The following is a 14,712-nucleotide window of genomic DNA, read 5'->3' on the forward strand; positions in this document are numbered from 1 at the left end:
AACTATATACCTATTAGTATAAGTTGCAGGACCACTATTTTGGCTTATGTTCTAAAGAGGCGAGTTGACTATAAAGCAAATCAATCTGCTTTAACGGTTAGCTTTCCAGCCCTCATTACAGAGAAAGGTGTCTTAGTTTCACACCTGAGGTTTCTCTACTCGAGGCGTAACAAATCTCAATCCTGGCTTGAACGCAATATCTTTGCCGTTGAGCTACTGCTTAATTTTATAAATGCTCATCTCAACACCTGCACTTCAGCGACAGAACTATTGAGATCGTTTGTCGATACCCTCTGCTTTGGTTCAATTGATAATTCGCACAACGACACTTCAAATTTGTACTGGCATCCACGCAAGGTTGAAGATGTTAACGTGCTGCTTGGGCATATCAATTTCTATTGTGACTACCTCGACCAAATCTATGGCCATGAACTTCCCAACTTAAACCCACTAAGAAAAGCAACTAAAGCAGAAGAGCGAATGCGCTGGTGCGCTTACTACAAACGCGAGTCTAACTGCTTTTTGAATCACCTCAGTAACCCATCTAAGAACCGATTTTCAATGGTACGCAGCATTCAAGGACCTATGAACCACCTACTTTCCATTGAATCTGTGCATCGTTTCCCTGAAGAGCACTTCGAGCGTTTTTTACAGTATGGATTTATCAACAATCGAACCGGAGTAATTGATTACGCAAGCCAGCTAATTGTGATGTTGATGCACTATGGCGGGCTTAGGTTATCTGAATGTTTTCATATTTATACAAGCGACATTGCCATTGATACAAAAAGTGGTTCAGCAATTGTTTCCGCATTTCATCCAAGTGACGGGGCGAGTCCAGAGCAAGGATTTTCAAATCGTAGAGAGTACCTAAACACTCTATTTCGTCAAAAGCCACGCAATGAGTACAAACGCTCTCACAGGCTTTATTCCGGCTGGAAGCAGCCTCTTTTAACGAATCGAAACCTTTCATTTGATGTCATGCTATTTCCAAATAACAAGGCTACCGAATTCACTTGGTTACTGCAGCAATACCTAGCAGTAAGATCTGATGGTGATCATCCGTATCTTTTTACTAACTCAGTTGGGAAACCAGAATCGAAAAAGAACTTTATTCAAAAATACAAACGTGCAATCGAGCGCATTGGACTGGAAGCAAGCAAACATCTAGGTACGAGCCCGCACTCCCACAGACACTCTTACGGCTACCGTCTAAGCCAAGCGGGCTTCAACCAATTAGAAATACAAAAAGCAATGCATCACAAAAGCCCCTTCAGTTGTTTGGTTTATTTGCAACCTGAAGATAGTGAAATAAGAAACACAATTAGAGGAATAGGGCTATGAAAAAGGAATTTTATGACACCTACTCATCTGCCCAGCAAGCCACCCAAGAGTTAGCAATAACAACAGCTGCTGAATACCAGCAACGCTACAAACAAGACCCTCACCTGCCATCAAACCCAGATCAAGTCTATGCCAGCGAATGGCACAACTGGTCAACATTTTTGGGCACTGCAGATAGATTCTATCCCAACCTGGCTGCCGCCCAGCAAGCCACCCGGGGGTTAGCAATAACGACGAAGACTGAATACCGCCAACGCTACAAACAAGACCCACACCTGCCTGCAAGACCTGATCAGGTCTATGCCGACGAATGGCACAACTGGTCAACATTTTGGGGCAATCCCATCAAGGAACTCTATCCCAACCTGGCTGCCGCCCAGCAAGCCACCCAAGAGTTAGCAATAACAACGAGGACTGAATACCGCCAACGCTACAAACAAGACCCTCACCTGCCATCAAACCCAGAGAAGTTCTATGCCAGCGAATGGCACAACTGGTCAACATTTTTGGGCAATCCCATCAAGGAACTCTATCCCAACCTGGCTGCCGCCCAGCAAGCCACCCGGGGGTTAGCAATAACGACGAAGACTGAATACCTGCAACGCTACAAACAAGACCCACACCTGCCTGCAAGACCTGATCAGGTCTATGCCGACGAATGGCACAACTGGTCAACATTTTTGGGCAATCCCATCAAGGAACTCTATCCCAACCTGGCTGCCGCCCAGCAAGCCACCCAAGAGTTAGCTATAACTTCTGTTGCTGAATACCAGCAACGCTACAAACAAGACCCTCACCTGCCTGCAAACCCAAATACCTTCTATGACTCCGAATGGCAAAACTGGTTGGCATTCTTGCTACCAAAGAAAATTACTAATCTCACGGTGCTAAAGCATGCATGCAAAATACTTGATATCAACAATTCTCAGCAATATCGACTGGCCCAAAAAGAATATAAGCAACTGCCCTCCAAACCAGACAAAAAATTTGAAGATTGGGTAGATTGGTATGATCTATTAGATATTCCAAGGCCATATCCATATGAGCAATTACGTTCGATAGTACTAAAGCATAAATGCAAAACTCTAAAAGACTATAAAAAGATGCGAATCAAGCTAAATGATCCGCAAGTACCTTCTTCGCCAGAAGAAGTTTATAAAAGCACTGGATGGACTAATTCATATGACTTATTTGGAACTACCAGGCCATATCAAATCAAGTATTTTGCTCCTGAATGGAAAGAGTGGACTGATACAATAGTTGAGTTTTTGAAATCAGCAAAAGGTGGTGATACTAAGGCAAAGGACCTCTGTGAGTTTGTTCGTGAATACATTGAGCTCAATGGATTTGAAACCTCTCCTTTAGAGTATCTAACACGCGGGAGAACCAATATTCAGCCAATGTTAGAGTTATTTGAAAAAGTACCAGTTACGCGTAAAAAAAAGTGGTTGTTTTCAATAAATGAGTTTTTAAATTGGATCATCGCAAATTACCTTATCCTCGAAGATATCGAGACTGGAGAGATGACTCCAATAAAGGGAGCGAGTAATCCTTTTTCTCATGTCAATTTTGATGGAGAGCTAGCCCCACAAACAATCAATGAGACTAACAAGTTAGCGCTACCGTATCAATTTGTAAAAAGTTCTAGAGAGTGGATTCTACCTCCGAGTTCAATGCTAAATAAAACTAGCTATTCAGAACTCCACCACCTGCAACGATTTCCCGCTGATTGGATCCCTATCGATGATACAACACTTATCGATAGCTCCGATCCTGACTGTGTAACCAAGATTGAAGGAGGCAGGACTTTCCTTTGGCTCCCGATATATTGGACATACACCTACGCATTAATGCAGTTACCAGCAAGAGGAAGACAGATAATCTATTGCGACTCTGGTGAAGCTGATACTGAGGTAGCAGACTTTAAAAACGATAAGGTCATATGGAAACGGAATCGAAATAATTTAGCAGAACTAACCCAACAACAAAGCATGATAAGCAAGACTAAAGATAATGACTTTGGCGTATATTACACTTCAAATAAAACCAATTTTAACGGTGAAGGTTACGCCATCCCATTTATGCCCTTAGAGCTTGCTTATTGGCTCATCAAGTTGAGAAAGTGGCAAGAAAAATACAACCCCATCACAGAGCCAACTAAATGGCTTGATTGCACCCGAACTAACTTGAACGAAGTGCAGAGAAAACAGAAAGGGATAAATAGCTTTCTGTTTAGGGACTATCAAGATAATGAACCGGGTACATTTGGGGGACGTTTAGCAACCAGACTAGCAGCTGCACTATTTTTTTCTTCTAAGGAACAATTAGCTTCAGCTAATTATGCAGGCAGAAGCTTCAAAGAGTGTCATCACCAACTAGAACAGCAAGAGAGTATTGCTCTTACTCCTTTCAAATCTCAATACACTCCCCATTCGATGCGCGTCAGTTTAATTAATGCTTACGCATACGAATTTGGTATGCCACTTGAAGTGATTATGAAGCTAGTAGGGCACTCGTCTATTGTGATGTCTATTTACTACCTCAAAAGCGATAAAACGGGCGCCAACATTCGAGAGCGAATACAACTGGGTGAGAAGCAGGCTTTGAGTAATGGGGCAGATACTTTAAGAAATTTTGTTGAGTCACAACGAATTGAGGAGTGTAAAAACCAGCTAATTGCTAATAATCCAGATTTCTTACAAACCATAAATAATGCTCGCCCGGCCTCTAGCTATCTTTTTAAAGACTTTGGTATCTGCCCTGTAGGTGGTGCATTTTGCGACGAAGGAGGGGCTCCTGTTGCGATGAAGGCTAACATTTATCATCCTGTAAATGCAGGTTACCTTGGAGAGCAAAACTGCATTCAATGCCGGTTTTTCGTCACTGGTCCCGCTTTCATGATGGGGCTCTCAGCACTTTTTAATGAGGTCAGTTTAGCCGTTAACACTCAATCACATCGCTACGCAAAGCTAGAAAACCAACTAAATGAAACCGTAACCCAAATTGAAGTGCTCTCAAATCAGATATATCAACACAAACTTCAAAGTGAGCAGCTGACTAAGTTAGAAAGAGAAAAGCAGCAGCTGCAAACCCTCAGACGCAAACTCAATTCCGAAATTGAAACTAGGGCAAAGAAAATGGATTTATACATGTCTGACATGAACTCCACTCATAAGCATCTGATCAGCTGTCAGAAAGTAATAAACCAAGAAAAGCAACAAGACAGTTCAAAGCTACAGTTGATAGTGCCACATGAATTTGAAATCAGCTTTGAACTTAATGATGTGAGTGGTTTTCAGCAGCTATCAGAGGTTTGTGAAAACGCCGAACTTTATCATAGTTGTAGTGACGAATTGGCCGTTACACGGCGAAGCCAGGCACTGGACAAGATGTTACTTAAAAATGGTATGAACCCGCAGTTCGTCTTTCTAACTGAAGAGCAGCAACTTGTTGTTGGTAATCAGATGACTCAGCTGATGATCTCTAGACTACAAAGCTGGGAAAAGGTCGATAGGCTTATTAATGGTAGTTTAGTGTTAAACGACTTTGCTGAGAGTGAAGGGTTCTCTACTAGCGATATTAAAGAGTTATTCGCTAATTCCACTCCTCTGAAATTGGTAGATTAATATGGCCGATATATCTTCTAACACGGTACTTGAACAGCTAAAAACGCAAACTTCATCTCGAGTTCAAGACTCTTTAGACGCAATTTTTAAGATTTGCGAAGAGCAGCAAGAGCGCGGTTTAAACGAATTTAGCTATTCAACCATTGCCCGCCTTGGTAAGGGGCATGGTGTTCCTGCGGCTCAAAGTATACGTAACAAGACTGGAGAGCCATATCGAACCCTAATAGCTAGCTTTGCAAAGGCAACTTCTAAGCCTGAAAAAGCTAACACCCATGCAAACAAAGGTAAAAGCTACACATGGATAGAGGAGTTAAAAGACCCTGTTGTTAAACTGCAAGCAAATATCCTCTACTCTCAGAAACTAGCTGCTGAACGGTTAGTAAAAGAGATTGCCCCCATTGATCAAGTCATAGAGATCTTTGACGGCGCTTCATCAACACCTTCTCTCTCAAAATTAACAAATTTAGAGAGAGAAGCACTAGAACATCTGATATCCACTGAGTTTATGCGACAGCAAAGATTGGAGTTGGGCCCAAATGGAAGTATATTAACGACTGATGAAAAAGAGACATTTTTCCCTGTTGCTACTTTAGATGCCATTAAAAAAGCATTGCAGTATTTGTAACCAAGGGCTAGGAACACCAAGTTGAAAACAAACTTAATAACCCGTGAAGGGTTGGACAAACTCAATAAAGAACTCAACTACCTTTGGCGTGAGTACAGACCGGAGATTACCCAGAAAGTGACTTGGGCCGCCAGTCTTGGCGACCGTTCAGAAAATGCTGACTATAAAGAAAATAAAAGATTACTCAGACAAATAGACTCTCGCGTAAGATTTTTAAGAAAGCGTATTGAGGCTGTTAAAGTTATTGAGTATTCGCCCCAGCAAGACGGTAAAGTCTTCTTTGGTGCCTGGGTCGAAATTGAGAATGACGATGGTGAAACCAAGCGCTTTAAAATAGTTGGGCCAGATGAGATTTATGGTAGAAATGATTACGTCTCTATCGATGCTCCCATGGCCCGCGCCCTGCTAAAAAAAGAGGTCGACGACGAGGCTGTCGTTAAGACCCCTACTGGTGATCAAACTTGGTATGTGAATAACATTTCCTACCAAAACCCTAAAGTTGATAATGGTTAATAACTAGCTTGGGAAGCGAAACATGTAAGAGTTATCAGGTAACTATTTTTGTACCCTACAACAAGTCTCATAAGCTAGTGAAGTGAGCTTTTACTTTTTCAATCTCATTAAAAATATACTTAAATTTGTCAAAACTTATTGTTGATTTGTTAGAGCGAACTACCTTTGTTGAAAAAATGTGCTTCCCATATTCCTTTGTTATATCGATGTTTTTTGCTGTTGAGAAGGTTTTACCGCCAATAACGGTACTAAGAGTAGCGGGGGAAAACAGATCTTCCATCATAGAATCTTTACCACCTGCATTAAGTGGCGTCAAAATGAGGTAAAGGTTATGAAATATGTGTATAAAGCCGCTCTTCTTCAAAGTAACTAAATCGTTTGGACATGATTTTACATTTTTAACTAAGTGCTTTAGAAGTGTTTCTGGGCCATCATCATTATCTAAAACCAGAATAACTGGCGACTTAGCCTCTTGATTACCGTAATACTTATAATCTTCAACGTACCGTTTTACAAACCTTAAAAAAGGTGTTGCGCCATCCCCTAAATCTAAGAAATACATTGTCTTGTCATTTAAATTTGGAAACTTTAACTTAGGCTCATACTGGTTATTGATGGTTTTGGGTTTCACTAAATTAGGATAGATTGGCTGAAGCATGCTTAACGCACTTTTCAAATAGATATTATCTGTTTTCCCTTCCGTCAAGATAGTCGGTAATTCATTAGCAAAGAAGTGCTTATAGTGAAGAAATCTGCTGTAGACGACCTCTCTGGAATTAAGTTTATCCCTAAATTGATACAACCCATTATGTTTCATTGGTTCAAATATTGGCTTAGGGTGTTTTTTATTTTGGAGGTTATTATAATAATCAACTGAGTCTATGAATGTCAGTCTTCCCTCGAGTTCAGATAAGGTGCCAACACGAGATTCTCCATTTATTCCAACAACTTCAAAAGATCCATTTTTAAATTGGTTATGAGCCATTGCCCTAGTTGATCGCCAGTACTCTGATTTAACGTTTATTTTTTTATTTACAACTAAACCAGTAACTTCTTGTCTTGAGTCTTTGAACTGGACTCTTGTCTTTTTATTATTCACTGAGAAACCAGATCGTCTAATCTCTCCTAATAGTTTTGCACCCAAAATTCGGTTGCCTGCATCTTTAACAATGCCGAAGGGAAATTCACTCTTCCTAGTTGAAAAGGTCATATCATCTGCATATCTGGTATAAGAGCAGCCATTTTTTCTAGCTAATCTTGCAAGTCTGATGTCTAGGCTATTTGTAATAAGGTTTGCTATCACTGGAGAGCAAGGGCTTCCCTGAGGTAAGGTATCATTATAGCAAGCTATTTGGGCAATAACCGTTGCTATATGAGGATCTAATTTAAAGTCTCTATTAGCAATAAAGTAGCCTCGAACACGACCAAAATTGAAACTATCAAAAAAGCCTTCTAAATCTAAATTTAGGACATTTTTTTTGCCTCTATGAACTCGGGCATTGGTGATAATTGATCTCTCTCGCTCAAAACCATGAGACAGAGAGCATTCAATCTCATTGTCAATGTGATTGACCATTTTACAGTCTAATAAAAGGTCGGACAATTTCCGCTGTATATCTTTTAACTCGGAAGTTGGTGCTGATATTTTCCTTATGCCACCAGATTTTTTTGGAATATCGAACTTGTGATAATGTGTGTTCGCACCTGGTTTATAAAGCACGCGGGTAAGAAAAGATGCTGACACCCCCAATAAAGATGCTAACTGTGGTTTAGTCTTAGCTTGTTTAAGTAATAAATAGCGTCTTCTATGTATCAAGTTAAACTCTTATTGGGTTTTTAAGTATGAAAAAGGCGGCTCACATGCACTCTTTCGCGCAGCTGGCGAGTAGTTCCGGAAGGCATATTAGCAATCCGAAAGGCGAGTCTCTTAGACAATGTGGTCACTGGTTGCGAAGCGCAACCAACAAATCTGCATGTGAGCCTATTAAATAATATACCGCCAAGCACATATCATTACAAGTGATTAATAATATTAAGTTTTCATCTATATTAAATATAAAATAGTAAAAGGGTGTTATGTCTAAATCAATCAAGTCACTCACTATAAAATTACTGTAAAGCCGCACCCAGCCATGTCTAACCCCGTGATTGTGCTACATCCACGTAGTGACGATTCTCATTCAAATTAAAGTGGAAGGTTGTTGAGCTGAAAAGGTAACAAATTCTGTTTTAACTCATATTTGAGGCTAAAACGATTTGGCCTCAATCAGGACGTAGGTAAAAATGATGCAACTCACGTTTACAAGTTTGTTGCCACCTTAGCAGAGTTAAAACAGAGCTCTATTTTAGGTAAGTATTAGGCCGGATTTTAAGGGTAAACAAAGCAGCTAACCAAGAGGCTTAGCTATACACCTTTGCAGAACCAAAGCTTTCGAATTTGCAAACCGTATTGCAGATGAAATACCGGATATGCCCGTTATATTCAGAGAATCTACGGAGAATATTTTCTCTGGAGAGCAGTTTAAAACACATATAAGAAAGACTAAGTTGCCATCTCAAAATAGCCGCGAATTTAGGTTTGGTTCTTCGCCCATAGAGCAATCGCGATCACATTCTCTAGTGCCATCTCCCAGCCACAACCCTTTTAGTTCGAAGTTTCCATCTTTTGAGATTTTAGGTGGATTTAGAGAAAAGGTGGTATCTACTTTCAACTCACCTTTTTAATGCATAAACCTTATTTATGGTGTCACCACAAATAAACTCGACTGCGAAGCCTACGAATACTCACTGCTCACTGCTCACTGCTCACTGCTCACTGCTCACTGCTCACTCAGCATCATAAATAAGCCCATCAAGTTAGCCAGCGAACAAACTTCTTATGGTCAATATGTCATCTTTATCGTATGGCCGTACCGATGATACCTCCAAGCTGAGGAAGCCAGGAATATATAATGTTTCCAACAACTCCTTCTAATGGTCCCCTTAGGAGAGTCAAAAACTCATTAGCTAACTTGGGGTTTTCTGAGTTGATCTGTCTGACAATATTCTCGAGCTCTTCTTTCTTAACATCTGTAGCTCGTTCATCTAGCTTCTTTGCCAAACTTATTAACTCAAGCTCAACTTCACTTTCCTTTCCGTATTTATCGATGAGATTGGATACGTGTTCCTGAGCGATACGGTGTGAAGTTATACTTTCAGAAAGTAATTTGTTCAAGCTAGTAACTTGCTCTTCCAGGCTGAACACTCTTTGTTCATAGTTAGACTGCACCAGAGACATTCGCTCTTGGTAGTGCTTAACTTCCATAGCAGCCATATCGAGTTTGTTCCGTAACGCTAACAACTGTATCTGGTCTGTCATGAATGTTTCTGGTGCTAAAGATCCATTTAGAACCTCACCATATTCATTTAGCAAGGCTTCAACCTTATGCTCTAATCCAGCCTCGGATTTTATCATTAGCCTTACAGTTTCACCGTCCTGCTCAATAGATACTTTGCTATTAGCCTCCGAGCATTTCTGTTTCAGAATTTCACTAAAATAAGAAAGCAGGCCTACACCTGCTTGCACTTGATGTGGTTCGAAAGTAATAGTTCGTCGGCTAACAGAATCTGCTTCGATGATTTCCATATTTGATGGGACTGAAGATATTCCAAGTAAAACAAATTGACTCCCTTCGGCAATCTCAAGGTATTTAGCTCGCTCAACAGCATATTCAAAAGTTATACTTCTTGATCTGTCTTCTTCTCCAAGGAGTGGCAACAGCATGAGAGAAACATATCCAAGAGAAGAGGCTGATTTAGCTTTATACGTGACCCAACTATCGAAATATGTCGCATTAGCCATAGGCCCATCAACACCGATATGACCTTTGATAGCAAGCATTGATACTCTTTTCGGAGGTCCTTTGAAGCTACCATAATTAGGTAAGCCTCCAACAGGTAAGAAATATCGACTCTTCCAGTTGAGCGAACTAAACTTTTCAGAGATAAATTCTTTACTTTCCCTTCGGTAATCCAAATTATCCAATTGGTTCAATACTGTATGAATATCTATCAGTTCAGCTTGATACTCATCCTCTAGCCTTCCCCAAGCACCGCAGGCATTAAAAACCTTATTGATATATAGAGCCACTTCACACTCCAGTTTATAGCTTTAAGCAGAATTACATAGAATAGGACATATGCTGGGAGCATATAATGATACGAGTCAGCTGAAAAGCCCCTTTAATAGGGGCTTTAAGTAACTTAACGAGTTGGGACTTGTGCTCTTAATTGTGCTCTTGCTTGCTCTCGAATTTGCTCTTCGATTACTTCTTGGATTTCTTGATAAAGCTGTATGTCGACCCCTTCAGCAACCTCTAATGTAATTGCTAATCCATATTTAATTGGTTCGACAATCCTAGATGCATTATCTTTACAATTAACTTTGATCAATAACGTTCTGTCTTCGGTTATTACCGCAAGTTCTTCACCTTCGAAAACTTCATGTTGTAGCGTTCCACGCTTAACTTGCCTCCAATCAACAGACTTTGAACTTCGCGCAGTGAGGTCCTTATTTTCACCCTCTACAGTAAACCACAATGCACTATCTCTGTATTTCATATGGGTAGGACATGGCTTTGCAAACCAAGATAACGACACGGTTAAACGACGCCAAATATCAGCACCACCAAGCCCTTCAGGAATAGGTAATTTATATACGTGTGCTTCACTATTTTCAAGAACCCCATAGCCAATAATGGTAGCCCTAGTGTCTAAACAAAACTTAACTCTATCAATATCAGGCTTACCATAGCCAATGTTCCTAGCTACTACATTCTTAAGAGTTGACGAATTAACGCTACCTAGGTGGTTAGAAATATGATCATGCATACTTCCCCATGAAGCACCATGAGTAATGAGCGACTTTAACAACAATGGTGAATACTGTTCAAACTGAGCATTTTGATCGTTTTCATCAAACAGGCCCTCAAGCGTGTCACAAATTTCAACACAACCACGAGAAGCTAGGGCTGCAGAGTTACTGGTACCACGTATATAAACCCTGTAATTTGAGGCCGACGGACTAGGATGTGCCACTAACTGCCCTGGTGCTGCATAATTTGTTACTGCACTTATATCAGAAGAGCCAATCGCTTCATTATGTAGCATTTTTCCACCAGGCATGACAATGTCAGGTTTTACAGCCCTAGCATAACCATTGCCTTGAGCGGAATATGTTGCTGGCATTTCTACATCATATATGTTGTAAAGACCATTCCTCAAAACAGGTGTTGATTCGTCTGAATGCGTAGACCCGACAGTAATAGCATTAACACTTTCAGCGGGAGAAAGTAGCTTCCTTTCCCAGTTACTCTCTTGGAGAGCTTTGAAAATTTCGGTGGCTTTTCGATCATCAGATAGATGATGAAAGTCTAAACCTGACTGCTGTACCGTAATGCTTTGAGAGTGATTTCCCGCACTAACAACGAATAGAACATTATACTTTGAACTCAACCAGTCAAGCAGTCTTGCAAAAGGACTCATTTTTCCATTGAAATGAATATTAGGGTCTCCAATCGAAAGATTAATAACCTTAATCGATGGTGCTACAGGATCTTGTTCACCATCATATTCAAAAAGACGTCGAACAGCTCTATGTACAATATCAAGAGGTAACTCAGTATCAGGGAGGCACTCAATATTGTTTGCAGTGCGTACATCTGGTTTCATAATAGGTCGGACATAAACAGGAGATTCAAGCTTTCTTGCTCCCTCTGTTAGATCACCATTAACAATTAGAGAAGCCATGGCGGTACCATGAATGCGATTCTCTGCAGGGTAGTCACTCTCGAAGTCATCAGGATCATCGACAATAAGACTCCCGCGAAGATCTAAATGATTAGCTAACGGTAGTCCATCGAATAATGCCACACGTGGAAGACGATCAAACTCTACTCTAGAGGCTTCATAATTGACTACTTCCTCTTCGACTTGATTACTACTTTCGGCAGTATCACTCCATAAAGGCTCCACTGACATCTGCCCTAAAGGTCTAAATAACATTACCTGGTCACATCGAATAAGATTGACTCTACTGTCTCTTAAAATATTTTCGATTTGCCCTGCAGGAAGCTCTATAAGCAATGATTGATAATTAATATCAGGTATACAGCAGGAGCTGATAACTTGGCCACCTAGCTCTTGAGTTAGTCTTGTAACATTATTATGCGCATTTTCTCGCTTAACGATATCTGTTCGAAACCATAACTCAGCCTCAAATCTTACAGAGGTATCAGCATCAAACTCCAGCACATCATTCCAATACTCAAGAATGCCTGTATTGCGCAATCGATCTTGAGTATTCCAGTATCGAATATCTTTAAGTAAACTAAATAAATCTCTGAATTTTGCCCACCCTCTCGTGAAAGGCATATTTGGGTTTTGGCCGTATTCGCGCCAAAGAGAAAGAAGTTCATCAATAGCTCTTCGATCTGAGAGCATTAACATCACTTGACCATTAAGTAGCGATTGCGAATCACTTCCAAGACTATAAAAGTCTTCATCAGGCTCAAGATCTCTTGCTTCGTGCTCTCCCAGCCACTCAAGACCTTCTATTTGTCTAACGGCCTTAAAAAAATCAGGAACACTACTGTAAGTTTCAATGACAACAGTATATTCAGGGTCAACTCCTGGAGTATCATTCTGAACCTCAATTCGACGGTTTTCTAATGCAGCTTCTAATCGGGAAAATTGAGGGCTCAGCCTTTCGCCCTGCCTTGTCACAGATGGTTTATGTGGTTCCTCCCCGCCTCCATTGCGTCTAGATGGGCTTGTTGTATCTGGCGTAGGGAATAGAAGTAAAGGCCGGCGACTCATGTGTCATTCCTTTCTATATAGAGGAAAAAGTCCTTTCAGACCAAGTTTTTAGAGTCGATGATATTATATTTTTTATATTCGCACTAGGCTGGCTTAGAACATATTTTCTTAATATCACTCTGCCAAATTCTTCAATTTCCGAATAATTTGAACCATAAAGCCTTTTTGCTAAAGTTTCGTAAGCATACTTCAATTCAACATTATGTCTCGACTCAAAAGCTTTAAACCACTCTTGAATTTGCGCCCTTGTTGGTTGAGGTATTTGAAGTCTTAATTGAAATCTACGCCAAACTGCTTTATCTAATAACTCTGAATGGTTTGTTGCGGCTACAACTATCACATGGGAAGGTAATGAATCGATTTGCATCAAAAGGGAGCTAACTATACGTTTAATCTCTCCAGTTTCATGGGTGTCCCCTCTCTCCTTACCTAATGTTTCAAATTCATCAAACAAGAGAACACACCTTCTAGTTGATGCATACTCAATCACTTTTCTTAATCGGGATGCAGTTTCTCCAAGATAAGAACCTATTATCTCTTCATATCTAACGACAAGAAGAGGCACCATCATTGATTCAGCAATAGCCTCTGCTAACGATGTTTTCCCATTCCCAGGGGGGCCAATTAGTAAAACTCGATTACGAGGTTCAAGACTATAAGAACGTAACAATTCAACGCGGGATTGCTCTTCGATTAGCTCTTGTAAGGGCTCTTGAACAGAGTTTGGAAGAATAAGCTCTGAAAATTTCAACTTGGGAGATATTTCATTTACGAGGTTTGAAACTTTATTGCTCTTCTGCGTAGGTCCATTAAGTGCTGAATTCGAGGTGCTAAGCTTCTCTAGCTCATGCTCTAGCCTCTCAGCTATAACATGATGATTTTTTTGCCTTTCATCAACTATCAAAGACTCCACAACTCTCTTGAATTGCGTTTTGTCATTTAATACCCCAGCTTTTACTAAGCTGATAACTTTATCTGATCTGGCCATTTATTGTTCGCCTCATACAATCTTCATACAATCTTCATACACTAGTGAAATTCCAGCTTAAACCTGGAAGCGACTAAAACTTGCTAACTGTGTATGCCGAGCATAGTGAACCTCTGAGGATTTAAGATCGTGACTGTAACAAATTCAAAATGTAGCACAATATTACCACACAACAAACTTAAACAGTTAATGACAAACAAGTAGTAACGAAAAACTTTTGACCGAATAAGTCATGAAAAAACAAGAAAGTTAAATCAATTTTCTCTCTTAAGAAATAACCTATTTCTAATATATTACTATTCTTTTTTTTACTAGAATATAGACCTTCACTCAAAATAGCGTAAAAGAGCATTTCACTCCACGCCGTGAGACTTAAATGTTTCCGAACAAAGGAATCAGTAAAAAGCGCCTAGACTAACAATAAATGCAGTCAGTCAAATAGTACGGCCTTAAGTACACATACTATAAATAAGATCCTTATTAACAAAGAGTTGAAACAATTAGTATTTATAGACTGGTACTTACGCTTTATCTGCGTTCTCGGATCGGTCACCTTGAGCAGCCGCCTCCTGCACCTTCTTGGTGATCTCAGGGCGATACTCTTTCCACAGATATTTGAGTTCTTTATCTAAGGCCTGCCAGCCTTTACGGGTGATTAACATGGCTTTCATCTATCTAGCTCCAAGGCGACATACCGATATTCGCGTATCTTAGCTTGCTAGCAGCACTATCTCTACCCCAATTTCACCTGGACATCGATA

Annotated in this window: 8 protein-coding genes and 2 pseudogenes; 5 read left to right on the plus strand and 5 right to left on the minus strand. The window is 40.3% G+C overall.

Annotated elements, in window-relative coordinates; all coding sequences use genetic code 11:
* Positions 1-39: 39 nt before the first annotated feature.
* From gmtY to greB, 4 genes are read left to right on the plus strand one after another with little or no spacing between them, the layout of a single operon-like run.
* Positions 40-1,344 carry a gamma-mobile-trio recombinase GmtY gene (gene gmtY / locus EKG38_RS14580; protein WP_126520966.1) on the plus strand — a complete coding sequence of 435 codons (1,305 nt, stop codon included), beginning with the start codon at positions 40-42 and terminating at the stop codon, positions 1,342-1,344.
* Complete coding sequence (gene gmtZ, locus EKG38_RS14585) at positions 1,341-4,970, plus strand: gamma-mobile-trio integrase GmtZ (protein WP_126520967.1); 3,630 nt, start codon at positions 1,341-1,343, stop codon at positions 4,968-4,970. Before gmtY ends, gmtZ begins: the two co-directional genes overlap by 4 nt.
* 1 nt (position 4,971) lies before the next feature.
* Entirely contained in the window at positions 4,972-5,595 is a 624-nt protein-coding gene (gmtX, locus tag EKG38_RS14590) for a gamma-mobile-trio protein GmtX (RefSeq protein WP_126520968.1), read from the plus strand.
* A gap of 21 nt (positions 5,596-5,616) precedes the next feature.
* Positions 5,617-6,108, plus strand: a complete 492-nt coding sequence (gene greB, locus EKG38_RS14595; RefSeq protein WP_126520969.1) for a transcription elongation factor GreB — start codon at positions 5,617-5,619, stop codon at positions 6,106-6,108.
* A gap of 67 nt (positions 6,109-6,175) precedes the next feature.
* Here the strand turns inward: greB and EKG38_RS14600 are convergent, their stop codons facing one another.
* A complete protein-coding gene (locus EKG38_RS14600; RefSeq protein WP_126520970.1) occupies positions 6,176-7,924 on the minus strand; it encodes a retron Ec67 family RNA-directed DNA polymerase/endonuclease in 1,749 nt (582 codons plus the stop codon).
* 480 nt (positions 7,925-8,404) lie between these two features.
* Here EKG38_RS14600 and EKG38_RS25480 point away from each other — a divergent pair.
* A pseudogene (locus EKG38_RS25480) lies at positions 8,405-8,832 on the plus strand (diguanylate cyclase); the annotation flags it as partial.
* A gap of 172 nt (positions 8,833-9,004) precedes the next feature.
* On the opposite strand, the gene EKG38_RS14610 reads toward EKG38_RS25480, so the two are convergent.
* The 4 genes and pseudogenes from EKG38_RS14610 to EKG38_RS14625 form a co-directional block, all read right to left on the minus strand.
* Positions 9,005-10,237, minus strand: coding sequence for a hypothetical protein (locus EKG38_RS14610; protein WP_126520971.1), 1,233 nt, complete (start codon positions 10,235-10,237; stop codon positions 9,005-9,007).
* A gap of 113 nt (positions 10,238-10,350) precedes the next feature.
* Entirely contained in the window at positions 10,351-12,963 is a 2,613-nt protein-coding gene (locus tag EKG38_RS14615; RefSeq protein WP_126520972.1) for a S8 family peptidase, read from the minus strand.
* A gap of 13 nt (positions 12,964-12,976) precedes the next feature.
* Positions 12,977-13,951, minus strand: coding sequence for an AAA family ATPase (locus EKG38_RS14620; protein ID WP_126520973.1), 975 nt, complete (start codon positions 13,949-13,951; stop codon positions 12,977-12,979).
* Positions 13,952-14,481: 530 nt separating this feature from the next.
* Positions 14,482-14,622: pseudogene (locus EKG38_RS14625) on the minus strand (transcription elongation factor GreB); the annotation flags it as partial.
* Positions 14,623-14,712: the final 90 nt, after the last annotated feature.

The organism is Shewanella canadensis (assembly GCF_003966225.1).
Classification (GTDB): domain Bacteria; phylum Pseudomonadota; class Gammaproteobacteria; order Enterobacterales; family Shewanellaceae; genus Shewanella; species Shewanella canadensis.

Bases quoted from the DNA above. Each gene is read 5' to 3' on its own strand.
- gmtZ (WP_126520967.1), top strand. From the start codon at position 1,341: ATGAAAAAGGAATTTTATGACACCTACTCATCTGCCCAGCAAGCCACC.
- EKG38_RS14615 (WP_126520972.1), bottom strand. From the start codon at position 12,963: ATGAGTCGCCGGCCTTTACTTCTATTCCCTACGCCAGATACAACAAGC.
- gmtX (WP_126520968.1), top strand. From the start codon at position 4,972: ATGGCCGATATATCTTCTAACACGGTACTTGAACAGCTAAAAACGCAA.
- EKG38_RS14620 (WP_126520973.1), bottom strand. From the start codon at position 13,951: ATGGCCAGATCAGATAAAGTTATCAGCTTAGTAAAAGCTGGGGTATTA.